At 67.6% G+C, this 25,103-nt stretch carries 23 protein-coding genes; 5 read left to right on the forward strand and 18 right to left on the reverse strand.

What is annotated here, in order from left to right:
* Nucleotides 1–85: 85 nt before the first annotated feature.
* From QMX96_RS22280 to urtA, 6 genes are all read right to left on the reverse strand, one after another.
* Nucleotides 86–607, reverse strand: coding sequence for a GNAT family N-acetyltransferase (locus QMX96_RS22280; RefSeq protein ID WP_282362440.1), 522 nt, complete (start codon nucleotides 605–607; stop codon nucleotides 86–88).
* A 32-nt stretch (nucleotides 608–639) separates the two neighbouring features.
* Nucleotides 640–1,338: an urea ABC transporter ATP-binding subunit UrtE gene (urtE, locus tag QMX96_RS22285; protein ID WP_043863491.1), complete on the reverse strand. Its 699-nt coding sequence runs from the start codon at nucleotides 1,336–1,338 to the stop codon at nucleotides 640–642.
* Nucleotides 1,339–1,441: 103 nt separating this feature from the next.
* Nucleotides 1,442–2,302, reverse strand: a complete 861-nt coding sequence (gene urtD / locus QMX96_RS22290) for an urea ABC transporter ATP-binding protein UrtD (RefSeq protein WP_167400197.1) — start codon at nucleotides 2,300–2,302, stop codon at nucleotides 1,442–1,444.
* Entirely contained in the window at nucleotides 2,299–3,378 is a 1,080-nt protein-coding gene (gene urtC / locus QMX96_RS22295; protein ID WP_043863489.1) for an urea ABC transporter permease subunit UrtC, read from the reverse strand. Before urtC ends, urtD begins: the two co-directional genes overlap by 4 nt.
* Nucleotides 3,378–4,880, reverse strand: coding sequence for an urea ABC transporter permease subunit UrtB (urtB, locus tag QMX96_RS22300; protein ID WP_282362442.1), 1,503 nt, complete (start codon nucleotides 4,878–4,880; stop codon nucleotides 3,378–3,380). The genes urtC and urtB overlap by 1 nt, the downstream gene beginning before the upstream one ends.
* A 127-nt stretch (nucleotides 4,881–5,007) precedes the next feature.
* Entirely contained in the window at nucleotides 5,008–6,273 is a 1,266-nt protein-coding gene (gene urtA, locus QMX96_RS22305; RefSeq protein ID WP_043863487.1) for an urea ABC transporter substrate-binding protein, read from the reverse strand.
* 247 nt (nucleotides 6,274–6,520) lie between these two features.
* Here urtA and QMX96_RS22310 point away from each other — a divergent pair, with 247 nt between their 5' ends.
* The gene (locus QMX96_RS22310) at nucleotides 6,521–7,051 is read left to right on the forward strand and encodes a hypothetical protein (RefSeq protein ID WP_282362444.1); all 531 of its coding nucleotides are present in this window, start codon (nucleotides 6,521–6,523) and stop codon (nucleotides 7,049–7,051) included.
* On the opposite strand, the gene cycA is transcribed toward QMX96_RS22310, so the two are convergent.
* The 12 genes from cycA to QMX96_RS22370 all read right to left on the reverse strand — a co-directional run bounded on the left by cycA (nucleotide 7,042) and on the right by QMX96_RS22370 (nucleotide 20,484).
* Nucleotides 7,042–8,463 (reverse strand): D-serine/D-alanine/glycine transporter, encoded by a 1,422-nt coding sequence (cycA, locus tag QMX96_RS22315; RefSeq protein ID WP_054916158.1) that lies wholly within the window; start codon nucleotides 8,461–8,463, stop codon nucleotides 7,042–7,044. The genes QMX96_RS22310 and cycA overlap by 10 nt on opposite strands.
* A 178-nt stretch (nucleotides 8,464–8,641) precedes the next feature.
* The gene (locus QMX96_RS22320) at nucleotides 8,642–9,655 is read right to left on the reverse strand and encodes an iron ABC transporter permease (protein WP_282362445.1); all 1,014 of its coding nucleotides are present in this window, start codon (nucleotides 9,653–9,655) and stop codon (nucleotides 8,642–8,644) included.
* On the reverse strand, nucleotides 9,652–10,596 hold the full coding sequence (locus QMX96_RS22325) for an ABC transporter substrate-binding protein (RefSeq protein WP_210013874.1): 945 nt from the start codon (nucleotides 10,594–10,596) through the stop codon (nucleotides 9,652–9,654). The genes QMX96_RS22320 and QMX96_RS22325 overlap by 4 nt, the downstream gene beginning before the upstream one ends.
* Nucleotides 10,593–11,381, reverse strand: a complete 789-nt coding sequence (locus QMX96_RS22330; RefSeq protein WP_282362446.1) for an ABC transporter ATP-binding protein — start codon at nucleotides 11,379–11,381, stop codon at nucleotides 10,593–10,595. The genes QMX96_RS22325 and QMX96_RS22330 overlap by 4 nt, the downstream gene beginning before the upstream one ends.
* Before the next feature lie 97 nt (nucleotides 11,382–11,478).
* The gene (locus QMX96_RS22335) at nucleotides 11,479–13,617 is read right to left on the reverse strand and encodes a TonB-dependent receptor (protein ID WP_043863481.1); all 2,139 of its coding nucleotides are present in this window, start codon (nucleotides 13,615–13,617) and stop codon (nucleotides 11,479–11,481) included.
* A 198-nt stretch (nucleotides 13,618–13,815) separates the two neighbouring features.
* Nucleotides 13,816–15,876 (reverse strand): TonB-dependent copper receptor, encoded by a 2,061-nt coding sequence (locus QMX96_RS22340; RefSeq protein WP_043863480.1) that lies wholly within the window; start codon nucleotides 15,874–15,876, stop codon nucleotides 13,816–13,818.
* 82 nt (nucleotides 15,877–15,958) lie between these two features.
* Nucleotides 15,959–16,375 (reverse strand): DUF2946 domain-containing protein, encoded by a 417-nt coding sequence (locus QMX96_RS22345; protein ID WP_088514157.1) that lies wholly within the window; start codon nucleotides 16,373–16,375, stop codon nucleotides 15,959–15,961.
* 20 nt (nucleotides 16,376–16,395) lie between these two features.
* Nucleotides 16,396–16,866 (reverse strand): copper chaperone PCu(A)C, encoded by a 471-nt coding sequence (locus tag QMX96_RS22350; protein WP_043863478.1) that lies wholly within the window; start codon nucleotides 16,864–16,866, stop codon nucleotides 16,396–16,398.
* A gap of 47 nt (nucleotides 16,867–16,913) precedes the next feature.
* Nucleotides 16,914–17,300, reverse strand: coding sequence for a DUF2946 domain-containing protein (locus QMX96_RS22355; RefSeq protein WP_054916153.1), 387 nt, complete (start codon nucleotides 17,298–17,300; stop codon nucleotides 16,914–16,916).
* Between the two features lie 175 nt (nucleotides 17,301–17,475).
* Complete coding sequence (locus tag QMX96_RS22360; protein ID WP_282362450.1) at nucleotides 17,476–18,189, reverse strand: cobalt-precorrin-6A reductase; 714 nt, start codon at nucleotides 18,187–18,189, stop codon at nucleotides 17,476–17,478.
* Complete coding sequence (locus QMX96_RS22365; RefSeq protein WP_213606846.1) at nucleotides 18,186–19,280, reverse strand: cobalt-precorrin-5B (C(1))-methyltransferase; 1,095 nt, start codon at nucleotides 19,278–19,280, stop codon at nucleotides 18,186–18,188. The genes QMX96_RS22360 and QMX96_RS22365 overlap by 4 nt, the downstream gene beginning before the upstream one ends.
* Nucleotides 19,273–20,484 (reverse strand): bifunctional cobalt-precorrin-7 (C(5))-methyltransferase/cobalt-precorrin-6B (C(15))-methyltransferase, encoded by a 1,212-nt coding sequence (locus QMX96_RS22370; protein ID WP_043863474.1) that lies wholly within the window; start codon nucleotides 20,482–20,484, stop codon nucleotides 19,273–19,275. The genes QMX96_RS22365 and QMX96_RS22370 overlap by 8 nt, the downstream gene beginning before the upstream one ends.
* A 116-nt stretch (nucleotides 20,485–20,600) precedes the next feature.
* On the opposite strand from QMX96_RS22370, the gene cobG reads away from it, so the two are divergent.
* From cobG to cobJ, 4 genes are read left to right on the forward strand one after another with little or no spacing between them, the layout of a single operon-like run.
* Nucleotides 20,601–21,929, forward strand: coding sequence for a precorrin-3B synthase (gene cobG, locus QMX96_RS22375; protein ID WP_282362452.1), 1,329 nt, complete (start codon nucleotides 20,601–20,603; stop codon nucleotides 21,927–21,929).
* Complete coding sequence (locus QMX96_RS22380; RefSeq protein ID WP_043863472.1) at nucleotides 21,922–22,548, forward strand: precorrin-8X methylmutase; 627 nt, start codon at nucleotides 21,922–21,924, stop codon at nucleotides 22,546–22,548. The genes cobG and QMX96_RS22380 overlap by 8 nt, the downstream gene beginning before the upstream one ends.
* Nucleotides 22,548–23,279, forward strand: a complete 732-nt coding sequence (locus QMX96_RS22385) for a precorrin-2 C(20)-methyltransferase (RefSeq protein WP_054916149.1) — start codon at nucleotides 22,548–22,550, stop codon at nucleotides 23,277–23,279. Before QMX96_RS22380 ends, QMX96_RS22385 begins: the two co-directional genes overlap by 1 nt.
* On the forward strand, nucleotides 23,279–24,985 hold the full coding sequence (gene cobJ, locus QMX96_RS22390) for a precorrin-3B C(17)-methyltransferase (RefSeq protein WP_088514162.1): 1,707 nt from the start codon (nucleotides 23,279–23,281) through the stop codon (nucleotides 24,983–24,985). The genes QMX96_RS22385 and cobJ overlap by 1 nt, the downstream gene beginning before the upstream one ends.
* Nucleotides 24,986–25,103: the final 118 nt, after the last annotated feature.

Here is a 25,103-nt window from a genome sequence, read left to right on the forward strand (position 1 = left end):
GGTCAAGCCCGCTCCCACCGATACGCCGTTGGCCTCCAAGCCAGCGCTGTACCTGTGGGAGCGGGCTTGACCCGCGATGAGGCCCTCAGCCCTGTGGGGGCTGCGCCCCCGGTGCCAGCATCAGTTGCATGAAGGTCAGATCCAGCCACTTGCCGAACTTCACCCCCACCTGCGGCATCTGTCCGTTCAGGGTGAAGCCCAGCCGCTCGTGCAGGCGGATCGACGCCGTATTGCCGCTCTCGATCGCCGCCACCATCACATGCTTGCCACAGCTCCTGGCACGCTCGATCAGCGCCTGCATCAGCAACGGCCCCAGGCCCTGGCCGCGCTGGTCGCTGCGGATGTACACCGAATGCTCCACGGTGTGGCGAAACCCCTCGAACGGGCGCCAGTCGCCGAACGAGGCATAGCCCAGCACGTCCCCTGCCTCATTCACCGCCACCAGAATCGGAAAACCCTGCGCCTGGCGCGCCGCGAACCACGCCTGGCGATTGCCCAGGTCGACCGTCTGCTCGTTCCAGATCGCCAGGGTGTTGAGCACCGCATCGTTGTAGATATCACGGATGGCCGGCAGGTCGGCGTGCACGGCGTCGCGGATGTGATTCATGACAGGCTCTCGAAACGGGACAGGCGCACAGATTAAATCGTAACCAGGCCGCGTACACCTTCGGCCTCCATGTTTTCCCCGCGGCCCTGCTGCACGATCTCGCCGCGGGACATCACCAGGTACTGGTCGGCCAGCTCGGCGGCAAAGTCGTAGAACTGCTCCACCAGCAGAATCGCCATGTCGCCACGCGCGGCCAGTTGGCGGATCACCGCACCGATCTCCTTGATCACCGATGGCTGGATGCCTTCAGTGGGCTCGTCGAGGATCAGCAGGCGCGGGCGGCTGGCCAGGGCGCGGCCGATGGCCAGTTGCTGTTGCTGGCCACCGGACAGGTCGCCGCCGCGGCGGTGTTTCATCTGCAGCAGTACCGGGAACAGTTCGTAGATGAAGGCCGGCACCTCCCGCGCCTGGCTGGCGCCGAAGCGTGACAGGCCCATCAGCAGGTTTTCCTCCACCGTCAGGCGCGGGAAGATCTCGCGGCCCTGGGGCACGTAGGCGATTCCGGCGTGCACGCGCTGGTGCGGCTTGAGCGTGGTGATGGCCTGGCCCTCCCAGTGCACGCTGCCTTCGCGGGCGGGCAGCAGGCCCATCAGGCAGCGCAGCAGAGTGGTCTTGCCCACGCCGTTGCGGCCCAGCAGGCAGGTGACCTCTCCGACCTTGGCCTGGAACGACAGGCCGCGCAGGATGTGGCTGCCGCCGTAGTACTGGTGCAGGGTGTCGATTTTCAGCATGTGCCTTGTCCTTTTTTGTCTGTACCGGCCTCTTCGCCGGCAAGGCCGGCGCCTACCAGAGCCGCGGTGTCTCTGTAGGAGCCGGCGTTGCCGGCGAAGCTTTTCAGCGCCCCAGATAAACCTCGATCACCCGATCATCGGCCTGCACCTGTTCCAGCGAACCCTCTGCCAGCACGCTGCCCTGGTGCAGCACCGTCACATGGTCGGCAATGCTGCCGACAAACCCCATGTCATGCTCCACCACCATCAGCGAATGCCGGCCGGCCAGGCTTTTGAACAGCTCGGCGGTGAATTCGGTCTCGGCGTCGGTCATGCCCGCCACCGGTTCGTCCAGCAGCAGCAACTGCGGGTCCTGCATCAGCAGCATGCCGATCTCCAGAAACTGCTTCTGCCCATGGGACAGCAACCCCGCCGGGCGCTGCGCCGACCCTGTCAGGCGAATGGTCTGCAGCACCTGGTCGATACGGTCGCGCTGTTCGCCGCCGAGTCTCGCGCACAGGCTGGCCCACACCGACTTGTCGGCCTTCTGCGCCAGTTCCAGGTTTTCGTACACGCTCAAGGCCTCGAACACCGTCGGCTTCTGGAACTTGCGCCCGATGCCGGCCTGGGCGATCTGCACCTCGCTCATGCGCGTCAGGTCCAGGGTTTCGCCGAACCAGGCCTTGCCGGTGGTGGGGCGGGTCTTGCCGGTGATCACGTCCATCAGCGTGGTCTTGCCCGCCCCGTTGGGCCCGATGATGCAGCGCAACTCGCCCACGCCGATGTACAGGTTCAGCGCATTCAGCGCCTTGAAGCCGTCGAAGCTCACGCTGATGTCCTCCAGCGTCAGCACCGTGCCGTGGCGCACGTCCAGCCCCGGCTGGCGTGCCTGGCCCAGGCCGATGGCATCGCGACCGCTGCCGGCGTCGATGATCGGTTCGAGCATGAACTCGGGGTGTACGGCAGGCAGCGGTACGCTTCTCATTGTTCACCCCTTTTCTTCAGCAGGCCGACCACGCCCCTGGGCAGGTAGAGCGTTACCAGAATGAACAGCGCACCGAGAAAGAACAGCCAGAACTCGGGGAACGCCACGGTGAACCAGCTCTTCATGCCATTGACCACGCCGGCGCCCAGCAGCGGCCCGATCAGCGTGCCGCGCCCGCCCAGGGCTACCCACACGGCGGCCTCGATGGAGTTGGTGGGCGACATCTCGCTGGGGTTGATGATGCCCACCTGCGGCACGTACAGCGCACCCGCCAGGCCGCACAGCACGGCGCTCAGCACCCACACGAACAGCTTGAAGCCACGCGGGTCGTAGCCGCAGAACATCAGGCGGTTCTCGGCGTCGCGCAGCGCCGTGAGCACGCGCCCGAACTTGCTGCGCGCCAGGCGCCAGCCCAGGTACAGGCTGCCCGCCAGCAAGGCCACGGTGAGCAGGAACAGCACCGCGCGGGTGCCCTGGGCGGTGATCTCGAAACCCAGGATGCTGCGAAAGTTGGTGAAGCCGTTGTTGCCTCCAAAGCCGGTCTCGTTGCGAAAGAACAGCAGCATGCCGGCAAAGGTCAGGGCCTGGGTCATGATCGAGAAGTACACGCCCTTGATCCGCGAACGGAACGCGAAGTAGCCGAACACCAGCGCCAAAAGCCCCGGCGCCAGCACCACCAGGCACAGTGCCCAGGCAAAGTGCTGGGTGCCGGCCCAGTACCACGGCAGCTCGCTCCACGACAGAAAGGTCATGAACGCCGGCAGGCCGTCGCCGGCCGCTTCGCGCATCAGGTACATGCCCATGGCGTAGCCGCCCAGGGCGAAGAACAGGCCATGGCCCAGCGACAGCAACCCGGCGTAGCCCCACACCAGGTCCAGCGCCAGGGCAACGATGGCGTAGCACAGGATCTTGCCCACCAGGGTCAGGGTGTAGGCCGACACCTGCAGGCTGTGGCCGGCTGGCAGCAACGACAGCAGTGGCAGGGCGATCAGCACCAGCAGCACCAGGGCGCCGACGGCCAGGGTCAGGCGCGGGCCGGCCTTTTGTGTAGCAGTGACAAGCAGTGGCTGGTTCATCAGTCGATTACCCGTCCCTTGAGGGCGAACAGGCCTTGCGGACGCTTCTGGATGAACAGAATGATCAGCGCAAGGATGAGGATCTTGCCGAGCACCGCACCGATCTGCGGCTCCAGCAACTTGTTGGCTATGCCCAGGCCGAACGCGGCCCACAGGCTGCCGGCCAGTTGCCCGACGCCACCGAGCACCACCACCAGGAACGAGTCGATGATGTAGCTCTGGCCCAGGTCCGGGCCGACGTTGCCGATCTGGCTCAGGGCCACGCCGCCAAGGCCGGCGATACCCGAACCCAGGCCGAAGGCGAGCATGTCCACGCGCCCGGTGGGCACGCCGCAGCAGGCGGCCATGTTGCGGTTCTGGGTGACGGCGCGCACGTTCAGGCCCAGGCGGGTGCGGTTGAGCAGCAGCCAGGTGAGCAGCACCACGCACAGGGCGAAACCGATGATCACCAGGCGGCTGTAGGGCAGCACCAGGTTGGGCAGTACCTGCAGGCCGCCGGAGAGCCAGGCCGGGTTGGCCACCTCGACGTTCTGCGCGCCGAACAGCAGGCGGATGGCCTGGATCAGGATCAGGCTGATGCCCCAGGTGGCCAGCAGGGTTTCCAGCGGGCGCCCGTACAGGTGGCGGATCACCGTGCGTTCGAGCAGCATGCCGACCCCGGCACTCACACCGAAGGCCACCGGCAGTGCCAGCAGCGGGTAGAAGTCCAGCGCGCCGGGGGCGTAGCGCTGCACCAGCACTTGCACCACGTAGGTGCTGTAGGCGCCGAGCATCAGCATTTCGCCGTGGGCCATGTTGATCACCCCCAGCAGGCCGAAGGTGATCGCCAGGCCCAGGGCTGCCAGCAGCAGGATCGAACCCAGCGACAGCCCGCTGAAGGCCTGGCCGAGCAGCTCGCCGATCAGCAGCTTGCGCTTGACCTGGGCCAGGCTGGTTTCGGCGGCGGTGCGCACCGTGGGGTCGGTTTCCACACTGGGGTCGAGCAGGCTTTCGAGGCGGGTGCGGGCCATCGGGTCGCCAGTTTCGCCCAGCAGGCGCACGGCGGCCAGGCGTACGGCGGGGTCTGTCGCGACCAGTTGCAGGTTGGCCAGGGCCAGGCCCAGGGCTGCGTGCACGGCGGCGTCGGGCTCGCTGGCAAAGCGCCGGTCGAGGAAGGCGACCTGAGCGGGCTGCGCGCTTTTCTGCAGTTGCTGGGCGGCGGCCAGGCGGACCCTGGCGTCATCGCTGAGCAGTCGATGGCTGGCCAGGGCGTTTTCCACCAGGCCGCGCAGGCGGTTGTTCAGGCGCAGCTTGCGGCTGTCGTCCGGGCCCAGGCGGCCTTGCTGCAGGGAACTCAGCAGTTCGAGGCGCGCGGGGTCGGGTTGCGCCGCCCAGCCCTGCAGCAGGCTGGCCTGTTCGTTGGGCTTGGCGGCGATGAAGTAGTCGGCGTCGCCAGCGGCCCGGGCTGCCAGAGGCAGCAGCAGGAGCAGGGCGAGCAACAGCGAGTGGAGTGCCTTGGGCATGGCGGCTTCCTCGAAAGGTTAGGTGACTGTCAGGGCCTCTTCGCGGGTCAAGCCCGCTCCTACAGAGTTCGGTGATCCCTGTGGGAGCGGGCTTGACCCGCGATGGGCCGCACGGCGGCCCCCTGCCTCAGTTGCCTTTCACGGCATAATCCGGCCGCTTGTCGTTGCCCGGAATGAACGGGCTCCACGGCTGCGCGCGCAGCGGCTGCTCGGTCTGCCACACCACGCTGAACTGCCCGTCATCCTGGATCTCGCCGATCATCACCGGCTTGTGCAGGTGGTGGTTGGTCTTGTCCATGGTCAGGGTGAAGCCCGACGGCGCCTTGAACGTCTGCCCCGCCAGCGCCTCGCGCACCTTGTCCACATCGGTGCTCTTGGCCTTTTCCACCGCCTGGGCCCACATATGGATGCCCACATAGGTGGCCTCCATCGGGTCGTTGGTCACTGCCTTGTCGGCGCCCGGCAGGTTCTTCGCCTTGGCATAGGCCTTCCAGTCGGCCACGAATTGCGTGTTGACCGGGTTGTCCACCGACTCGAAGTAGTTCCACGCCGCCAGGTGCCCCACCAGCGGCTTGGTATCGATGCCGCGAAGCTCCTCTTCACCCACCGAGAACGCCACCACCGGCACGTCGGTGGCCTTCAGGCCCTGGTTGGCCAGTTCCTTGTAGAACGGCACGTTGGAGTCGCCGTTGACGGTGGAGATCACCGCCGTCTTGCCCCCGGCCGAGAACTTCTTGATGTTGGCCACGATGGTCTGGTAATCGCTGTGGCCGAACGGGGTGTACACCTCCTCGATGTCCTTGTCGGCCACGCCCTTGCTGTGCAGGAACGCGCGCAGAATCTTGTTGGTGGTGCGTGGGTACACGTAGTCGGTGCCCAGCAGGAAGAAGCGCTTGGCCGCGCCACCGTCCTCGCTCATCAGGTATTCCACCGCCGGTATCGCCTGCTGGTTGGGCGCTGCCCCGGTGTAGAACACGTTGGGCGACATCTCTTCACCTTCGTACTGCACCGGGTAGAACAGCAGCCCGTTGAGTTCCTCGAACACCGGCAGCACCGACTTGCGCGACACCGAGGTCCAGCAGCCGAACACCACCGCGACCTTGTCCTGGGTCAGCAACTGGCGGCTCTTCTCGGCGAACAGCGGCCAGTTGGAGGCCGGGTCGACCACCACCGGCTCCAGCAGCTTGCCGTTGACCCCGCCCTTGGCGTTGATCTGCTCGATGGTCATCAGGGCCATGTCCTTGAGCGAGGTCTCGGAGATCGCCATGGTGCCCGACAGCGAATGCAGGATGCCGACCTTGATGGTCTCGGCGGCCTGGACCGTCCAGCTCAGGCCCATCGCGGCAATCGACGCGCTGAGGGTGAATGCCTTGATCAGACTGCGACGCTTCATAGTGCTCTCTCCATGGGATCGAATGGTTCTGCTGGGCAGACCGCGACTTTGTGCAGAGAGCTTTAGCAAGGGCTGTGCCGATGTCGTACACAGGCTTGCCAGCAGCGTGTTCACAAGGTGCAGGGCAGGGTGGGTGCACCGGGATGGCGCTTGCCGTGGTGCAGTACGCGCAAGACTGCACAGCAATAGTTCACGGCGATGCCTTATGCTTGCGCCCTCACTTCAACTCGGCTCAAGGATTTTCGCCATGGAAGCGTCATCGCTGTACTTTCGCTGCAATATCACCCCGGCCCAGTACCAGGCCGCGATGACCTCACCTGCGGCGGGCGCTGGCGAGTTTGATGACTGGCAGCAATGGCTGGACGCCGCCGAGGTGCACGGGGTACCTGATCTTGACCAGAAGGCGCCTGAAAATGCGGTGGCGCTGGGCGATTTGCTTCAGGGCTGGGTCGACTGCATGTACGGCAGCCTGATGCAGTACGACGAGGCGTCGCAGGTCTGGCAGTTCGCGTTGGTGGAGTTCACCAACAATTACGGCGAGATGATCCAGCTGCTGGCCCCTCTGCGTCAGATGGCGAAGTACGCCAAGCCGGAGTCGGACAGCTTCCTGCTGGTCTATTCGTATATCTGGGGTGATGGCGACAATGCGTTCCTCACCCTGGGCCAGCAGCGCAGCCAGTTTGCCAGCGGCCCTTCGCCCGAACAGCGGGCCGAGGCCGATGGCGTGCTGGAAGGGCTTGCCCAAGCCCTCCAGCAGCAGGAGTACGACTACGACTGACGCGGCGTGGTAGCGGGCACCGGCACACGCGCCTGGCGCTTGCGGCGCACGGTCTGGTAGGTCACGGCCAGCAGCACGAACCACAGCGGCGTCACCAGCAGGGCCTGGCGGGTATCGCTCTCCAGGCACAGCAACACCAGGATGAAGGCGAAGAACGTCAGGCATACCCAGCACATGAAGCGCCCGCCCGGCATCTTGTACTTCGAGGCCTGGTGCAGCGGCGCACGCTCCTTGCGGTAGGTGAGGTACGACAGCAGGATCAGCGTCCACACGAACATGAACAGGATCGCCGACACCGTGGTCACCAGGGTGAAGGCCTCGATCAGGTCGGGGATCACGTACATCAGGGCCGCGCCCAGCAGCAGGCAGGTGCACGAGAAGTACAGGCCGTTGGCCGGCACCTTGCGGCTGGACAGGGTCTCGAAGCTTTTTGGCGCATCGCCCTGCTGGGCCAGGCCGAACAGCATGCGGCTGGTGGAAAACACCCCGCTGTTGGCCGAGGAGGCCGCCGAGGTCAGCACCACGAAGTTGATGATGCTCGCCGCCGCCGGCAGCCCGGCCAGCACGAACAGCTCGACGAACGGGCTCTTGCCCGGCACCACGTCGCGCCACGGGGTGACGGCCATGATCGCGATCAGCGCCAGCACGTAGAACATGATGATGCGGATCGGGATCGAGTTGATCGCCCGCGGCAGGGTGCGCTCGGGGTTCTTCGCCTCGGCGGCGGTGGTGCCCACCAGTTCGATGCCGACGAAGGCGAACACGGCAATCTGGAAGCCCGCGAAAAAGCCCATCAGGCCATGGGGGAACATGCCCGCGTCATTCCACAGGTTGCTCAGCTGTGCACTGGTGCCGGTGGGTGATTGGAAGCCGACGAACACCATGTACAGGCCGGTGCACACCAGCGCCATGATCGCGATGATCTTGATCAGGGCGAACCAGAACTCGATTTCGCCGAACAGCTTCACCGTGATCAGGTTCAGCGACAGTAGCACGCCGACGCAGGCCAGGGCCGGCGCCCATTGCGGCAGGTCAGGGAACCAGAACTGCGAGTAGGCGGCGATTGCGATCACGTCGGCAATACCGGTGATGATCCAGCAGAACCAGTAGGTCCAGCCGGTGAAGTAGCCGGCCCAGGGGCCGAGCAGGTCGGCGGAGAAATCGATGAACGACTTGTAGTTGAGGTTCGACAGCAGCAGTTCGCCCATGGCACGCATGACGAAGAACAGCATGAAACCGATGATCATGTAGACGAAGATGATCGACGGGCCAGCCAGGCTGATGGTCTTGCCCGAGCCCATGAACAGGCCGGTGCCGATGGCCCCGCCAATCGCGATGAGCTGGATATGGCGGTTGGTGAGGTTGCGTTGCAGGTCGTGGGCCGGGGTGTCCGGCGGTTGCTGGTTGGTCATGGGTGGCGTTCCATTGAGGAGTCAGTCTTCTTGTGCGTGAAGCGCTCGCTAGGCTATCACGGGCTTTTGCCCTGGCGAGGTGGCAATACGTCTCAAGTTGGTACGTTCGCACCGCTTTGTTGATCGCGGTCAAGGCAGGATTTCCGGGCCAGGCAAGGGCTCAGCGCCAGGCAGCAGTTCAGCGCCGGCGCATCATGCCGATGAAGAACAGCCCGCCGATGGCCGCTGTGGCGATGCCGATGGGCAGGTCTTCAGGGGCGATCAGGGTGCGTGCGGCCACATCCACCCAGATCAGGAACAGGCTGCCCAGCAGCAGCGACACCGGCAGCAGCCGGCGGTGCTCGGCGCCCACCAGGCGCCGCGCAATGTGCGGCACCATCAGGCCGACAAAGCCGATGGAACCGCTGATCGCCACCAGCACGCCGGTCAGCAGCGAGCAGATCAGAAACGCCAGCAGGCGCACCGAGCGTGCGTTCAGGCCCAGGGTCACGGCGGTCTGCTCGCCGGCCATCAGCGCATTGAGCGCGCGTGCCATGCCCAGCAGCAGGCCCAGCCCCAGCAGCACGCTGGCTGCCGGCACCGCCAGCAGCTCCCAGCGCGCCAGGCCCAGGCCGCCGAGCATCCAGAACATCACCGCCGAGCTTGCACGATGATCGCCCATGAACAGCAGCAGGTTGGCCAGCGCCATCATCACGAAGGCCACGGCCACCCCGCACAGCAACAGGCGGTCGCTGTCCAGGCGGCCATGCCGGCTGGCAATCGCCAGCACCAGCAGCATGCTGCACAGCGCGCCGACAAAGGCTGCCAGCGGCAGGGTCAGCACGCCGATCAGTTCACCCACATGCAGCACCACCAACACCGCACCCAGCGTGGCGCCGGAGGTCACGCCGAGCAGGTGCGGGTCGGCCAGCGGGTTGCGCGTGACCGCCTGCAGCACCGCGCCGATCATCGCCAGGCCGCCGCCCACCAGCGCGCCCAGGAGCATGCGCGGCACCCGGATCAGCCACACGATATGTTCCTGGCCGGCGGTCCAGGCGGGCACCTCGGGGGCAATACCGAACACCTTGAGCAGCAGCACCCGGGCGACCACCTCGACCGGCACCGGGGCCGAACCGAACCCCAGCGAGAGCACGCACGACACCAGCAGCAGGCCGCTCAGCGCCAGCAGCATCAGGCGATAGCGAGTGTTCATGCGCCGTGCAGGCCCTTGGCGATGGCCTCGATCGCTTCGACGTTTTCCAGGCTCGGCGTGGCGGCCACATAGGGGATGACCACGAAGCGCCGGTTACGCACCGCGTCGACCGATTGCAGGGCCGGGTGCTGTTCCAGAAACTGCTGCTTCTGCGCGGCGGTGATCTCGCCGTAGTCGACGATCACGATCACCTCGGGGTTGCGTTCGACCACGCTTTCCCAGTTCACGCGGGTCCAGCTGGCCTCGATGTCATCGAGGATGTTGCGCCCGCCGGCGGCGTTGATCAGCGCTTCGGGCATGCCCAGGCGCCCGGAGGTCATGGCGCGGTCTTCGCCGCTGTCATACAGGAACACCCGCGGGCGCTGCGTCGGCAGGTGCTGCTGCACGCTGGCCACGCGCTGCTGCATCTGCTCGATCAGCTGGCTGGCGCGGGCCTGCACGTCGAAGATCCGGCCCAGGTTGCGCAGGTCGGTGTAGGTGTCGTCCAGGCTCGCCGGCGGGCGCTTCATCACGAACGCGCACGACTCGGTCAGCTCGTACACCGCGATGCCCAGCGGTGCCAGGCTCTGCGGGGTGAGGTCGCCGCCCACGCGCATGCCGTAGTCCCAGCCGGCGAAGAAGAAGTCGACGTTGGCGTTGAGCAGGGTTTCCACCGAAGGGTACTTGCTGGCCAGCTCCGGCAGGCCGTCGAGTTCCTTGCGCAGCGCCGGGGTCACTGCCTTCCAGCCGCTGACGCCGCTGTAGCCGACCATCTTCGTGCGCAGGCCCAGGGCGAGCATCATCTGGGTCATGTTGATGTCGTGGCTCAGGGCGCGTTCGGGGGCCTTGGCGAAGGTCACCTCGCGGTTGCAGCTGTGCACCGTGAGCGGGTAGTGCGTGACCTCGGCCAGGGCCGGGCCGGCGACCAGCAGCAGCGCGGCAAGCAGGGCGGATCGAATCATTGGGGGGCTATCCAGGTGATGCGTGGATGGTCGGCCAGCGGGTGGCGGTCGATCAGCGCCTGAACGCCGAACACCTCGCGCAGCAGCTCGGCGGTGAGGACCTGGTGCGGTGTGCCACTGGCCACGATGCGGCCGTGGTCGAGCACGTACAGGCGGTCGCAGAAGGCCGCGGCCAGGTTCAGGTCGTGGATGCTGGCCAGGGTGGCGATGCGCAGCTGGCGCACCTGGTGCAGCAGGGCCAGTTGGTAACGCGGGTCGAGGTGGTTGGTCGGTTCGTCGAGGATCAGTACGCGCGGTTGCTGCACCAGGGCGCGGGCCAGGATCACGCGCTGCTTTTCACCGCCCGAGAGGGTGGCGAAGGCGTGGTCGTCGAAGCCGTGCAGGCCGACATCGAGCAGCGCCTGCTGCACACGCTGGTGGTCTTGGCGGCTGTCGCCGTCGAACAGGCCCTGGTGCGGAATGCGCCCCATGGCGACCACTTCGGCCACGCTCAGGCCAAACGCGTCGGGGAACTCCTGCAGCACCACCGCGATGCGCTGGGCACACCAGCGCGGCGATTGTTGCCAGAGGTTGTGGTCGTCGAGGGTGATGTGCCCGCGTTCGGGCGCGTTGAAGCGGTAGGCGCACCGCAGCAGGCTGGTCTTGCCGCTGCCGTTGGGGCCAATGAGGCCGACGAATTCGCCGGGGCGCACCTGCAGGTCGACGCCACGCAGCTGGAACTGGTGGTGGCAGTGGCCGTGGCCTTTGGGGGACCAGTGCAGGTTGTGGATATTCAGGGTGGTCATGTGTCGTCTATTCGGGCCTCTTCGCCGGCAAGGCCGGCTCCTGCAGGACCGGTGTGGTGTGTAGGAGCCGGCCTTGCCGGCGAATGGGGCGACGCGGTCAGAAGGTGTAGTCGGCCGTCACGAAGAACGAGCGCGGCTCACCCAGGATCCATTGCTGGCCGTCATTGTACTGACTTTGCGCGTACCGACGGTCGAACAGGTTGTTCAACTGCAGGCCCAGCGTGGTATCGCTGAGCACCTGCCACGCCACCGAGGCATCCACCACCGTGTAGCTCGGCAGCCGGGTAGTGTTGCCCATGTCGGCATAGCGCCCGTCCACATAGCGCACCCCGGCGCCGGCGCGCAGGCTGTCGGTCAGGCCCTTGCTCAGCCACAGGTTGGCGGTGCGCCCCGGTACGTCGGTGGGGCGGTTGCCGGCCCGCGATACCATCACGCCGTTCACCTCCTGCTCGAACTCGTCATAGCGTGCACGCACGAACGCGGCGTTGGCCTGTACCTGCCAGTCGTGCGGCAGCTGCAGGTCCAGGCTGGCCTCGATGCCGTCGGACGACTGCTTGCCCACCTGCAGTTGCCGGCCGGTGCCGATCTGCGACGGGTCGTCGGTGAGCAGGTCCTTCTTGACGATGTGGTACGCCGCCAGGGTCCATTCGCCACGCTGCTGCCAGAACTGCTGCTTGACCCCGACCTCGGTCTGGCGCGCCTTGGCCAGGCCGTACTGCTGCTGGTCGGGGCTCAGCGAGATCAAGCCGCCAACGCCATCGGTGCTGGTGGCGTGCTGGGCATACAGCGACGTTTCGGGGGTGAGGGCGAACACCAGCCCGGCCTTCCAGTTGTTGCCGTCCAGGCTGGTGTCGCTGCGTGTGTTGCCGGTCACTTCGCTGCGCAGGTCGTTGCGGTCCAGGTGCACCACGTCGCGGCGCACGCCCGTCACCAGCGACAGGCGCTCGGTGAGCTGCAGGCGGTTTTCGGCGAACAGCGCGAACTGGTGGGTCAGGCTGTCGAACTGCGGACGGTACGCCGAATCGCTGGCAAAGCCGCTGCGCTGCGGGTGGCGCAGGTCGATCGGCTCGCCGCCGACGATGCTGTCGTTGAATGGCGCGTTGCTGTTGAGCTGGAAGCGGATGCGGTTGTAGTCGGCGCCCACCAGGGTCTGGCTGTCGAGGCCGAACAGGCTGTGCCTGAAGGTGAAGGTCTGGCGATCACCCAGCTGCTCCTGCTGGTGCTTGATGCCGAAGTTGCCACTGCGCAGCAGTTGCTGGCTGGCCGCATCCCAGGTGTAGTTCTCGGCGTTCTGCCAGCGGCGGTTGGCCTTGAGGTAGTACAGCTCGTTGGTGGAGCTGACGCTGTCGCTGATCTGCCACTCGGTGGTCAGGCGCGTCCACTGGTCGTTGTAGTGCTGCTTGTCGTTGCTGATGTTGTAGTTCTTGTCGCGCAGGCTCTCGCGCAGGTGGCCGTTGATCAGCGGCGTGCCGAAGTAGTTCATCGGCTTCTGGTCGCCATAGTCGTGCGCCAGGGTGAAGGCCAGGTCGTCATTGGCCTGCCAGCGCAGCGCCGCACTGATGGCGGTGCTGCTGGAGTCGCCGTGGTCGATCCAGCCGTTGCTGCGCAGCTGGTTGATGTTCAGGCGGTAGCTCAGGCTGTCGGTGAGCGAGCCGCCGCTGTCGAGGGCGGTCTGCTGGCTGTCGTGGCTGCCGTAGCCCAGGCGCAGGTGGTTGACGATCTCGCCCTCGAAGGGCTTTTTCGGCACCACGTTGACCACCGCACCGGTAGCGCCTTCGCCATACAGCACCGAGGCCGGGCCGCGCAGAACGTCGATGCGTTCCACCGACCAGGTGTCTACCGGGAAGGTCACGGTGCCCATGCCGGTGTACATGCGGTTGCCGTCGAACAGCTGCATCACCGAGCTCTGCCCGGTGAAGCCGCGGGCCTGCAGCGAGGTGCCGCCATCGCCCGGGGTGCCGGTGCGGCTGATGCCGGTACTGCGCGACACGCCGTCCTGTACGCTGCGATCGCCACGTGCGCGTACCTGCTCGCCGCTCAGGCTCTCGACGCTGCCCGGGGTTTGCAGGGCGTTCAGGTTCAGGCGCGAACCGGCGCTGGTCGGGGTATCGAGGCTGACCCGCTGTTCGGCGTCGGCCGTGGCGGTGATGGTGCCGGCAGGCAGGGTCAGGGTGTTGGCCAGGGCGCAATCGCACGCGGCCAGCAGGCTCAGGGAGCCGATCAGGTACTTGTTCATCGGAAGGGGAATCGCTTGTCCATAAGGCCCGGGCGCGTCGGTGCGCCGGGTTCGAGGCGGGTGTTTTTCGGGGCGTATAATGTAACATTTTGCCGATTGGCGGTAGCGCAGCGTGCTCATGTGCTGCATGAGCAGGGCTCAGGTTGGCGCCGCCGGTCTGCCAGAGGGCGCGGCCAGTGGCCGCGCCCGTGTGGTGCATCAGAAGCTCAGGTCGACCTTGGTCCAGAGGGTACGCCCTGGCTCGTTGATCGCCTGCGGATCACTGGCCGGGTAGCCGAAGCCGGCATTGCCCGCCAGGTTCAGGTGCTCGGCGTAGGCCTTGTCGAACAGGTTGTCGACGCCGGCACTGAGCTTGATGTTCTTGCTCACGCGGTAGGCGCCGTTGAGCGAGAACACGCCGAAGCCTGCGCTTTTCTCGTAGTCCTTGCCCACCACGTTGCCGGAACCCTCGGCGATGCGGTTCTGCGCCGAGACCAGGCGCCACAGCGCACCGGCGCTCCAGGCGTCGCGGCTGTAGGTCAGGCCCAGGCGGCTTTCCAGCGGCGGCATCTGCGGCAGCGCCTTGCCATCGCTGCTGTTCTTGCCCCAGGCGTAGGCCAGGGTGGCGTCGGCTTTCCAGTTGGGCGCGAACTGATAGGCCGCGCCCAGCTCGCCGCCCATGATACGGGCATCGATGTTCTGCGCCTGGGAGCTGAGCATGCCCATCATGCCGGGACGGTAGTCGAACAGGATGTAGTCGCGCACCTGGCCGACATAGCCCGAGGCCCAGGCTTCGAGCTGCTCGGTCTTGTACTGGATGCCCACGTCGAGCTGGGTGGTCTTCTCCGGCTTGATCGAGTCGAACGCATTGAGCGAGCCGGCCGGGCCCGACTTGGGCGAGAACAGCTCCCAGTAGTCGGGGAAGCGCTGGGCATGGCCCAGGCCCACATAGGTGGTGGCCGGGAGGTCGAGCAGGTCGTGCTCGTAGCGCACGAACCCGCTGGGCAGGGTGTCGGCGCGGGTGTTGCCGCGGGTGGCGCTGGCTTCACGAAAATCCTTGGCCGAGGCGCGGTCCAGGCGCGCGCCGCTGACCAGGCGGTCCTGGCTGGAGGTTTCCCAGGTCAGCTCGCCGAACACGCCGTAGTTGTGAAAGTCCGCGTCCTTGGTCCAGGGCTCGGCCTTGTGCGCATCCACGCCCATGCCGCCGCGCTGGCGATGTTCGTTGGTCTGCGCATCGACACCGCTGACCAGGGTCACGTCCTCCCAGCGCCAGGTGGCCTTGAGCCGCCCGCCGAGGGTGCGGCGGTCGACGTTGCTGACCATCGGTCCGGCCATCATGCCGCTGGTGGGCGAGGTGCGCAGGCTGTAGTTGTCCATCACGTGGTCGGCGTAGTTGTAGTAGACCTGGGCTTCGAGCTTGTCGAGCACCCCGCCCAGGTTGGATTTCTCAAAGCGCAGGCCCAGGCTTTCGCGCTTGAACTGCGAACCGTCCATGCCGCGCCCGGCATAGCGCGCCTCGCCATCGCCCTTGCCGGCAGTGAGTTCGAGCAGGGTGTCGGCATCCGGGGTCCAGCCCAGGGCCACGTCACCGTTCCACTTGTCCCAGCGCGAGGGCACGGTGTCGCCGTTGCCGTCCTTGTAGTCGTCGGAGCGCGACTGGTTGCCGACAAAGCGTGCATAGCCCTGTGCGTTGCCTGCCGCAGCATCCAGCACCTTGTCGAAGCGCCCGTTGGAGCCGGCCAGCAGGCTTGCGTTGACGCGGCTGCCGAGCTCGCCGAACTGTTCGGGCTCGCGGTCGAAGAGGATGGTGCCGGCCGAGGCGCCGGGGCCCCACTGCACGCTCTGCGGGCCCTTGATCACGGTGAGGCGGTCGTAGGTTTCCGGCGAGATGTACGAGGTGGGTGCGTCCATGCGGTTGGGGCAGGCGCCGAGCATCACGCCGCCGTTGGTAAGGATGTTCAGGCGCGAGCCGAACATGCCGCGCAGCACCGGGTCGCCGTTGGTGCCACCGGCGCGGATGGCCGAGAAGCCCGGGATGGTCTTGAGGTAGTCGGCGCCGTCGCTGGCCGGTACCGGCTGGCGTGGGTCCTTGGGGTTGGTGACGATGGTCAGCGGCGAGCTGGGCGCCACGGCAGTGATCACCGTGGGGCTCAGTTCGGCGTGGTCGTGGCCTTCGTGGCCGCTGTCGGCGGCCAGGGCCACGTGGCTGAACAGGGTGCCGCACAGCAGGGCGATGGTGCCTTGCAGCGACAGGCGCAGGGTAACGGTAGAGCCGGACATAGTATTTCCAACATCGTGTGGTCGTGAGGGTGCGCAAGAGCCTCGGCAGCAAGCCGGGCCCTGGGGCGCATGCAAAGTGGGTTCAGACGACGATGTGGGCAGGTGGCGCGCGGCTGCGGGCGCCGGGGAAGATGGCCTGGCGCGCATGGCCCTGGCGCGGCTGGGCGCGCAGGGTGGTGTGGGGCGAGACGGCCTCGGTGTCGAGCAGGCTGAGCGTCTGCGGCAGCGCCGGGCAGTGGAAGAACAGGCTGCAGTAGCCGCACTTTTCCCAGATGACGTGCAGCGCTGCCGGGTTGTCGGCCGGGCTGCTGGCGTGGCTGCCTGAGTGGCAGTCCATGGCCATGTCCATGCCGGGCATGGAGGCACGGTGATCCATCGGCATCGACTGGGAGACCAGTGGGCCGATGAAGATCATCAACATGGCGAACAGGCTCAGCCAGCTGCCGCGTGCTCGTTGGAGGTCAGCGGGGCGGGCGAGCCTGCTGCGGGGCAGGCGCATGGCGTGCAGCCGTCAGCGAATCAATGGCTGTGGGCGGTGCCCTCGGGGGCCTGTTTCTGCACGGCCACTTCGACCGTGATGTTGCCGGCCTTCTGGAAATGCAGGGTCAGCGGGAAGCGCTTGCCGTCGCTGAGCAGGCTGCGGTCCTTGGGCTGCATCAGCATCACGTGGTAGGCGCCGGGGGCGAACACCAGGTCGGCGCCGGCGGGGATGTCGACACCCTGCACCTGCTGCATCTTCATCAGGCCGTCCTTGTGCACATGCTCGTGCAGTTCGGCGTTGTCGGTGATCGGGCTGTCGACGCCGAGCAGGCGGTCGGCGCTCTTGCCGTTGTTGTGCACGATGAAATAGGCGGCCACGTTGGGGGCGTTGGGCGGCAGCTCCTGCGACCACGGGTGGGCGATATGCAGGTCGCCCACGGTGTATTCATGGGCGTTGGCAAAGGTGGCGGGCAGCAGCAGGGCGGCCAGCAGCAGGGCGTTCTTGAGCATGGTCAATCTCCGTTCGGGTCAGGTTCGCAACTGGTAGCGTAGTGAACTCAGGCCTGGGGGGAGGCGCGGGGATTGAGCGCGGGCCATTGCTGGCGTGGCGTGGGGTGGTAGCTGGCGAGTAGCGGTGACGGGGTGTTGAGGGTGTGCTCGGACGTCACCAGCCGTGGCGGGTGGCCGGGCAGGGCCAGCAGCGGGGCAGTGCCGGAGCAGCACCAGCAGTGCTGCATGGTGGAGTGGTCGTCGTTCTGCTGTTGGCCGTCGGGGGCATTCAGCGAGATGGCGATCATCTTGGTCACGCCGCTGGAGCAGAAGGTGCCCCAGAGCAGTTGTTCGGGTTGGGCTTTTGCAGCGGCGGCGGACAACGGCATGGCCAGCAGATTGAACAGCACTGCGAAGCAGGCGATCCAGGCGTAGGCGAGCCGGTGTGCGGGCATGGGGAGATCCGGTCAGGAATCGAGTGGGGCTATTTAGCCAGATGTCGAAGTATATGTAAAAAAGCCGGGGTGTGATGGAGTGTCGCAGGTGGGGTAACTGCGTCGACAGCGCATCTATCGTTCCCCTGACCTTGTGTCAGCCTTTTTTGATCGACTCTGGAGCTGTGTGCACCCGTCAAAGCGCCGCCAGCACATCGGCGACGCCCACGAACTCCCGATCCACCCCCGCCAGCGCCGGCCGCTTCAGGATCAGTACCGGCACACCCCGCTCGCGCGCCACTTCGAGCTTGGGCTCGGTCGCGGCGCTGCCACTGTTCTTGCTGATCAGCACATCCACCCGGTAACGCTCGAACAACGCCCGTTCATCCTCCAGGCGAAACGGCCCCCGCGCGCCGATCACTTCGCATCGCGCATTCCCCTCGCACGCCTCCAGCGCGCGCAAGGTCCAGAACTGCTGCGCGGGTATCTCGTGCAGGTGCTGCAACGGCTCGCGCCCCAGGGTGAACAGGGGCCGGCGAAACGGTTTCAATGCCTCGATCAACTGCGTCCAGTCTGCCACTTCCCGCCAGTCGTCACCGGCCTGCGCCTGCCACGCCGGGCGCCGCAACGCCCAGCATTCAACCCCGGCCAGGCGCGCTGCCTGCGCCGCATTGCGGCTGATCTGCGCCGCATACGGGTGGGTTGCGTCGATCACCAGCCCGATGCCTTCGGCCCGCAGGTAAGCGGCCAGGCCCTCGGCCCCACCATAGCCGCCCACCCGCACCTGGCACGCCAGGTCGCTGGGCACCCGGCCGATACCGGCCAGGCTGTAGACGTGCTGCGGGCCCAGCTGACGGGCTATCAACAGCGCCTCGGTCACGCCGCCCAGCAACAGGATGCGCCGGCTCATCGAACACCCGCCCGGCCGACGATGCCGCCCTGGCGGTCGATGGCGAACACCTCCACCTGTACCTGCGCCGGCACCACGCTGCGGGCGAAAGCCAGCGCGTGCTCGCACACCGCATCCCCCAGCCCGACCCCCGCCGCACTGGCCAGGGCCAACGCCTGCTGGCTGGTGTTGGCGCCGATGATCGCCGCCTGCAACGCGGCGTCGGCACCCACCGCCGCCGCCCAGCCAGCCAGTTGCGGCAGGTCGATGCTCGAATGCCGGCTGTGCAGGTCCATGTGCCCGGCCGCCAGTTTGCTGATCTTGCCGAAGCCGCCGCAGATGCTCAGCTTGCCAACCGGCACCTTGCGCAGGTGCTTGAGCACCGCGCCGACAAAATCGCCCATCTCGATCAGGGCGATGTCGGGAATGCCGTAGACCCGGCGCATGGTGTCTTCGCTGGCATTGCCGGTACACGCGGCAATGTGTTCGTAGCCATTGGTCTTGGCCACGTCGATGCCCTGGTGGATCGAGGCAATGTAGGCCGCGCAGGAAAACGGCCGCACGATGCCACTGGTGCCCAGAATCGACAGCCCGCCGAGGATGCCCAGGCGCGGGTTCATGGTCTTGAGGGCCAGGCTGTCGCCGTCCTGCACGTTCACGGTGACCTCGAAGCCCCCCGCGTAATCGCACTCCAGCGCCAGACGCTGCAGGTGCTCGGTCATCATGCGCCGCGGCACCGGGTTGATCGCCGGCTCGCCTACCCCCAGTACCAGCCCGGGGCGGGTCACGGTGCCCACGCCGATGCCGGCGACAAAACGTACGCCCGGCTCGGCCAGCAGCCGCACCTGGCTGTAGAGCAGCGCGCCATGGGTTACGTCGGGGTCGTCGCCGGCATCCTTGAGGGTGCCGGCTTCGGCGCCTGGCCCGGCCAGCCGGCAGAACTCCAGGCGCATCTGCACCTGTCTGCCCTTGGGCAGGGTGATGTGCACCGCGTCGTCGCATTGCCCGCTCAACAGCAGGCGCGCCGCCGCCAGGCTGGTGGCGGTGGCGCAACTGCCCGTGGTCAGGCCGCTGCGCAGCGGCGCCGGCTGTTCTGCGGTTTCGTCACGCATCGAGGGGCTTTACCACATCAAGCAGGGTGATCGGCAGCGCCTGGCGCCAGGTGTCGAACTCGCCCAGCGGCTGCGCCTGGGCCACATGGATACGGGTGAGCTCGCCGCCATGACGTTCGCGCCAGCTCATCAGCAGGGTCTCGCTCTGCAGGGTCACGGCATTGGCCACCAGCCGGCCACCGGGGCGCAGGTGCGCCCAGCATTCGTCCAGCACGCCCTCGCGGGTCACGCCGCCACCGATGAAGATCGCGTGGGGCCGCTCCAGGCCCTGCAACGCCTGCGGGGCGCGCCCGCGCACCAGTTGCAGGCCAGGCACGCCCAGGGCGTCGCGGTTGTGTTCGATCAGTTGCTGGCGGCCGGCGTCGGCCTCGATGGCCAGCGCCCGGCAGCTGGGGTGGGCGCGCATCCATTCGATGCCGATCGAGCCGCTGCCGGCGCCCACGTCCCACAGCAGCTCGCCCGGCTGCGGGGCCAGGCGGGCGAGGGTGATGGCGCGCACGTCGCGCTTGGTGATCTGCCCGTCGTGCGCGAAGGCCGAATCAGGCAGGCCGGCCAGCGGCGACAGGCGCGGTGCATCGGCGCCGGCCCGGCAGTCGATGGCCACCAGGTTGAGGTCGGCGAAGTCGGCGTCCTGCCAGCCATCGGCACGGGCATCGATGCGCCGTTCGTCGGCGCCGCCCAGGTGCTCCAGCACGCTCAGGTGGCTGGGGCCGAAGCCGCGCTCGCGCAACAGGGCGGCCAGGGCGGCGGGGCTGCTGCGGTCATTGCTCAGCACCAGCAGGCGCTGGCCGCTGTACAGGTGGGCGGCCACGGCGGCGACCGGGCGTGCTACCACCGACAGCGTGACCACATCCTGCAGGGGCCAGCCCAGGCGGGCGGCGGCCAGCGAGTAGGAGGACGGTGCAGGCAGCACCCGCATGGCCTCGGCCGGCAGCTGGCGCGCCAGGCTGGCGCCTACGCCGTAGAGCATCGGGTCGCCACTGGCCAGCACGCACACCGGCTCGCCACGTTCGGCCAGCAGTGGCGCCAGGGAAAACGGGCTGGGCCAGGCGACGCGTTCGGCGCGCGAGCAGTGGGGCAGCAGGGCCAGCTGGCGCGGGCTGCCGAACACCTTGGTGGCTCGCAGCAGGGCATGCCGAGCCTGTTTGCCCAGGCCCGTGAAGCCGTCTTCGCCAATACCTACTACCGTCAACCAGGGCGCCATGCCGTTCCTCTTCGCTTGCCTATCCGACCGGCTGGCTTAGCCTGCCGACGGACAAAGCAGGCATAATACCGCGCCTTTGTGCTACCAGCGCCTTTTGACGATTGCCGGGTGATCCCTTGCCGCAACCCCTGCCCACTCCAGCTCTTCGCCCCTCGGCCTGCCCGGGGTTGTGGCGTATCGTGCAGGCGCTGGACGGCGGCATTTCACGCATCAAGCTCGACGCCGGCACCCTGAGCGCGGCCCAGGCACACGCAGTGGCCGACGCCGCCGAGCGCTTTGCCGGCGGCGTGATCGAGGTAACCAACCGCAGCAACCTGCAGATTCGCGGCATCGGTGCCGACCACGCCGGGCTGGTGGCATGCCTGCTCGACGCCGGCCTGGGCCCGCGCCAGGCGGCGGGCGACGATGTGCGCAACCTGATGCTCAGCCCGGCGGCCGGTCTCGACCCGGCCATGCTGTTCGACAGCCGGGCGCTGGCGGGGCAGATCCTCGAATCGCTGCAGACCTGCGAGCGCTTTCATCAGTTGTCTGCCAAGTTCGCCGTGCAACTGGACGCTGGCGAAGACCTGGCCATGCTCACCCACCCCCACGACCTGTGGCTGTCGGCACTGCGCCTGGACGGCGAGGTGTGGCTGGCCTTCGGCCTGGCCGGCTGCCCGGCCGAGGAGGGTGCGCTGGGCGCGGTGCCGCTGGCCGATGGGCACGCGCTGGTGCTGGCGGTGTTGCAGCGGTTTCTCGACCTGGCCAGTGTGCAGCAGGCGCGCATGCGCCAGTTGCTGGCCGAATGCGGCAGCGAGGCGTTCGTGCAAGGCCTTGGCGTGGCGCTGCGCCGCGACCACGGGGTGCTGGGCTGGCGCCGGCCGCGACGTGACCAGGCCCGCCATCTGGGTGTCTACCCACAGCGCCAGACGGGCAGGGTCGCGGTGGGCGCCGCCGCACCGCTGGGGCGCCTGAGCGCCGCGCAGTTGCGTGGCGCCGCGCACCTGGCCAGCAGCCTGGGCGACGCCAGCCTGCGCATGACGCCCTGGCAAAGCCTGCTGCTGCCCAATCTTGCCGCCACCGACGCCGAGCAGGCGCTGGCCGGGCTGGCAGCGCTGGGTTTGCTGTGCGACCCGGCGCAGCCGCTGGCGCGCATGGTGGCCTGCACCGGTTCGGCCGGCTGCGCCAAGGCCCTGGCCGACACCAAGGCCGACGCCGTGCAGCTGGCGGCGCTGCTGCGCGAGCCGGGCCCGGTGGCCGGCATTCACCTGAGCGGCTGCGCGCGTTCCTGCGCGCTGGCCCACCGTGCACCGGCCACCCTGCTGGCGGTCGGGCCCGGGCATTACGACCTGTATTTTCACGACCCGGCGCAGCCGGGCCTGGGCGCCCCTGGCGGGCGCAACCTGACATTGAAAGAAGCGGGCGCGCAACTCGACGCCCGCCTACGGAGCAACCCCGATGATTGATTACATCCGCGACGGCCAGGAGATCTACCGCAACTCCTTCGCCATCATTCGCCAGGAGGCTCGCCTGGAGCGGATCCCGGCCGACCTGGAAAAACTCGCGGTGCGGGTCATCCATGCCTGCGGCATGGTCGAGGTGGTCGACAAGCTGCGCTTCAGCGAAGGCGCCGGCAGGGCCGGGCGCGAGGCGCTGGCCAACGGTGCGCCGATCCTGTGCGATGCGCGCATGGTTGCCGAAGGCATCACCCGTGCACGCCTGCCGGCCAACAACGAGGTGATCTGCACCCTGCGCGACGACAGCGTGCCGGGCCTGGCCAAGGAGCTGGGCAACACCCGCTCGGCGGTGGCCCTGGAGCTGTGGCGCCCGCACCTGGAAGGCAGCGTGGTGGTGATCGGCAATGCGCCGACCGCATTGTTCTACCTGCTCGAGATGATCGATGCAGGGGCGCCGAAGCCTGCGCTGATCCTCGGCTTCCCGGTCGGTTTCGTCGGCGCGGCCGAGTCCAAGGCGATGCTCGCGGCCGACAGCCGTGGCGTGCCGTTCGTGATCGTCGAGGGCCGCCTGGGCGGCAGCGCGATGGCAGCAGCGGCGGTCAATGCCCTGGCCACGGAGGTCGAATGATGCAGCCACGCGGACGACTGCTTGGCCTGGGCGTGGGCCCCGGCGACCCCGAACTGATCACGGTCAAGGCGCTGCGCCTGCTGCGCGAGGCGCCAGTGGTGGCGTATTTCGTGGCCAAGGGCAAGCGCGGCAATGCCTTCGGCATCATCGAGGCGCACCTGCAGCAGGCGCAGACATTGCTGCCGCTGGTGTACCCGGTGACCACCGAGGCACTGCCGGCGCCGCTGTCGTATGAGCAGGTGATCAGCGACTTCTACGACGGCGCCAGCCTGGAAGTGGCCGCGCACCTGGATGCCGGCCGCGACGTGGCGGTGATCTGCGAAGGCGACCCGTTCTTCTATGGCTCCTACATGTACCTGCACGACCGCCTGGCCGAGCGCTACGAGGCCCAGGTGATCCCCGGCGTGTGCTCGATGCTCGGGGGCGCCTCGGTACTCGGCGCGCCACTGGTGTACCGCAACCAGAGCCTGTCGGTGCTGTCGGGCGTGCTGCCGGCCGACGAGCTCAAGCGCCGCCTGGCCGATGCCGACGCGGCGGTGATCATGAAGCTGGGGCGCAATTTCCCCAAGGTGCGCCAGGTGCTGGCCGAACTGGGCCTGGCCGAGCGAGCGCTGTACGTGGAGCGCGCGACCATGGCCAACCAGAAGATCGTGGCGCTGGATGCAGTCGACCCGCAGTCCTCGCCATACTTCTCGCTGATCATCGTGCCGGGTGAACGGTGGCAAGGGTGATGACATCTCACGCACCGGCCATCGTGATCCTGGGCAAGGGCAGCCTGGCCACTGCCCGCAGGCTCCAGCAGCTGTACCCCGATGCATTGATCCACGGCCTGGCCGGGCGGGTCGAGGGCACGGACCGCAGCTACCAGGACTTCGGCGCCACCCTGCGCCAGCTGTACCAGCAGGACACCCCGATCATTGCCCTGTGCGCCGCCGGCATCGTGATTCGCAGCCTGGCCAGCGTGCTGCTGGAGAAGGGCGCCGAACCGCCGGTACTGGCCGTGGCCGAAGACGGCAGCGCCGTGGTGCCGCTGCTGGGCGGGCTGGGCGGGGTCAACGGGCTGGCCCGCGAGATCGCCGCCGGTCTCGGCGTGGCGCCGGCCATCACCACCAGCGGCGAGCTGCGCTTCGGCACCTGCCTGCTCAACCCGCCCAGTGGTTATGCGCTGGCCGACCTGGAGCTGGGCAAGCGTTTCGTGTCCGACCTGCTGGCCGGTGAAAGCGTGCGCATCGATGGCGCCGCGCCGTGGCTGGAACAGGCGCAACTGCCGCAGAGCGAGCAGGCGCAGCTGGCCATTCACGTGGGCTGCGATGCACGTGAGGCCGACGCCAACGAGCTGGTGATCTACCCGCGCTGCGTGCTGGTGGCCGTGAGTGCCCAAGTGCCGGAGCTGGCCGCGGCGGTGCGTGCGGCGCTGCACCGCGCGAAGATCGCCGAGCCGGCATTGGCCTGCCTGCTGGCGGCCGACAGCGAGATGGCCAGCCCGGCGTTGCACGCGGCAGCGGCCGAGCTGGGCGTGCCGTTGCGCTTCGCCCCGGCCGCCGGCAGTGTTGCCGAGCTGGCCGCGCAGGCCTGGCCGCAGTTGCTGGCGCCGCAGTGCGCAGGCGAGGGCGTGGCGATTGCGGTGGCCGGCCAGCCGATCGACCCGCAACGGATCGGGCGCGCCCGTGGCCGCCTGGCGGTGATCGGCCTGGGCCCGGGCGCCGCCGACCTGATGGTGCCGGCGGTCAAGGCCGAGCTGGCACGCGCCAATGACGTGCTGGGTTATGAAACCTATGTGCGCATGGCCGGCCCGTTCCGCGCCGATCAGGTGCTGCACTGCACCGACAACCGCGAAGAAATGCAGCGCGCACGGCATGCCTTCGAGCTGGCCGCGCAAGGCCGCTCGGTGGTGGTGGTATCGTCGGGCGACCCGGGCGTGTTCGCCATGGCAGCGGCGGTGCTCGAAGCCTTGCACGAGTCGACGGACCCGCAGTGGCACAGCGTCGAGCTGCAGATGCTGCCGGGCGTCTCGGCCTCGCTGGCCACCGCCGCGCAGGCCGGTGCGCCGCTGGGGCATGACTTCTGCGTGCTGTCGCTGTCGGACAACCTCAAGCCCTGGGACATCATCGAGAAACGCCTGGACCTCGCCTGCCAGGCCGACCTGGCGCTGGCCTTCTACAACCCGATCTCGCGCTCGCGGCCCTGGCAGCTGGGGCGTGCCCTGGAGATCGTGCGCCAGCACCGAACGCCGGCCACCCCGGTGGTGCTGGGCCGTGACATCGGCCGCCCCGGCCAGACCCTGCGCACCCTGACCCTGGGCGAGCTGACGCCAGAGCAGGTGGACATGCGCACCATGGTGCTGGTGGGGTCGTCCACCACCTGCACCTTCGCGCGTGCCGACGGTGGCGAGTGGGTGTACACGCCGCGTTGGTATGGCGCCGGCCGCCCTGGATAGCCACAGGGTCTCGTAGGGAAAGAAAGGTGCGCCTGGAAACGGGCGCACCTTTTTTCATGCAGGCCCGGTGATAGTTTGCAGTGGCCTGGCTGTGCCGCGGCAAACCAAAACTGAACAA

The organism is Pseudomonas sp. PS01300 (assembly GCF_029960155.1).
GTDB classification, from domain to species: domain Bacteria; phylum Pseudomonadota; class Gammaproteobacteria; order Pseudomonadales; family Pseudomonadaceae; genus Aquipseudomonas; species Aquipseudomonas palmensis.

What these genes read in the sequence shown, in the direction of transcription:
- QMX96_RS22320 (WP_282362445.1), bottom strand. Translation starts at nt 9,655, where the DNA reads ATGAACACTCGCTATCGCCTGATGCTGCTGGCGCTGAGCGGCCTGCTG.
- urtB (WP_282362442.1), bottom strand. Translation starts at nt 4,880, where the DNA reads ATGCCCAAGGCACTCCACTCGCTGTTGCTCGCCCTGCTCCTGCTGCTG.
- QMX96_RS22340 (WP_043863480.1), bottom strand. Translation starts at nt 15,876, where the DNA reads ATGTCCGGCTCTACCGTTACCCTGCGCCTGTCGCTGCAAGGCACCATC.
- QMX96_RS22385 (WP_054916149.1), top strand. Translation starts at nt 22,548, where the DNA reads ATGCAGCCACGCGGACGACTGCTTGGCCTGGGCGTGGGCCCCGGCGAC.
- cycA (WP_054916158.1), bottom strand. Translation starts at nt 8,463, where the DNA reads ATGACCAACCAGCAACCGCCGGACACCCCGGCCCACGACCTGCAACGC.
- cobJ (WP_088514162.1), top strand. Translation starts at nt 23,279, where the DNA reads ATGACATCTCACGCACCGGCCATCGTGATCCTGGGCAAGGGCAGCCTG.
- QMX96_RS22330 (WP_282362446.1), bottom strand. Translation starts at nt 11,381, where the DNA reads ATGACCACCCTGAATATCCACAACCTGCACTGGTCCCCCAAAGGCCAC.
- QMX96_RS22370 (WP_043863474.1), bottom strand. Translation starts at nt 20,484, where the DNA reads ATGGCGCCCTGGTTGACGGTAGTAGGTATTGGCGAAGACGGCTTCACG.
- QMX96_RS22280 (WP_282362440.1), bottom strand. Translation starts at nt 607, where the DNA reads ATGAATCACATCCGCGACGCCGTGCACGCCGACCTGCCGGCCATCCGT.
- QMX96_RS22310 (WP_282362444.1), top strand. Translation starts at nt 6,521, where the DNA reads ATGGAAGCGTCATCGCTGTACTTTCGCTGCAATATCACCCCGGCCCAG.
- QMX96_RS22325 (WP_210013874.1), bottom strand. Translation starts at nt 10,596, where the DNA reads ATGATTCGATCCGCCCTGCTTGCCGCGCTGCTGCTGGTCGCCGGCCCG.
- QMX96_RS22335 (WP_043863481.1), bottom strand. Translation starts at nt 13,617, where the DNA reads ATGAACAAGTACCTGATCGGCTCCCTGAGCCTGCTGGCCGCGTGCGAT.
- QMX96_RS22355 (WP_054916153.1), bottom strand. Translation starts at nt 17,300, where the DNA reads ATGCCCGCACACCGGCTCGCCTACGCCTGGATCGCCTGCTTCGCAGTG.
- urtC (WP_043863489.1), bottom strand. Translation starts at nt 3,378, where the DNA reads ATGAACCAGCCACTGCTTGTCACTGCTACACAAAAGGCCGGCCCGCGC.
- QMX96_RS22360 (WP_282362450.1), bottom strand. Translation starts at nt 18,189, where the DNA reads ATGAGCCGGCGCATCCTGTTGCTGGGCGGCGTGACCGAGGCGCTGTTG.
- urtA (WP_043863487.1), bottom strand. Translation starts at nt 6,273, where the DNA reads ATGAAGCGTCGCAGTCTGATCAAGGCATTCACCCTCAGCGCGTCGATT.
- QMX96_RS22365 (WP_213606846.1), bottom strand. Translation starts at nt 19,280, where the DNA reads ATGCGTGACGAAACCGCAGAACAGCCGGCGCCGCTGCGCAGCGGCCTG.
- urtD (WP_167400197.1), bottom strand. Translation starts at nt 2,302, where the DNA reads ATGAGAAGCGTACCGCTGCCTGCCGTACACCCCGAGTTCATGCTCGAA.
- QMX96_RS22345 (WP_088514157.1), bottom strand. Translation starts at nt 16,375, where the DNA reads ATGCGCCTGCCCCGCAGCAGGCTCGCCCGCCCCGCTGACCTCCAACGA.
- urtE (WP_043863491.1), bottom strand. Translation starts at nt 1,338, where the DNA reads ATGCTGAAAATCGACACCCTGCACCAGTACTACGGCGGCAGCCACATC.
- QMX96_RS22350 (WP_043863478.1), bottom strand. Translation starts at nt 16,866, where the DNA reads ATGCTCAAGAACGCCCTGCTGCTGGCCGCCCTGCTGCTGCCCGCCACC.
- QMX96_RS22380 (WP_043863472.1), top strand. Translation starts at nt 21,922, where the DNA reads ATGATTGATTACATCCGCGACGGCCAGGAGATCTACCGCAACTCCTTC.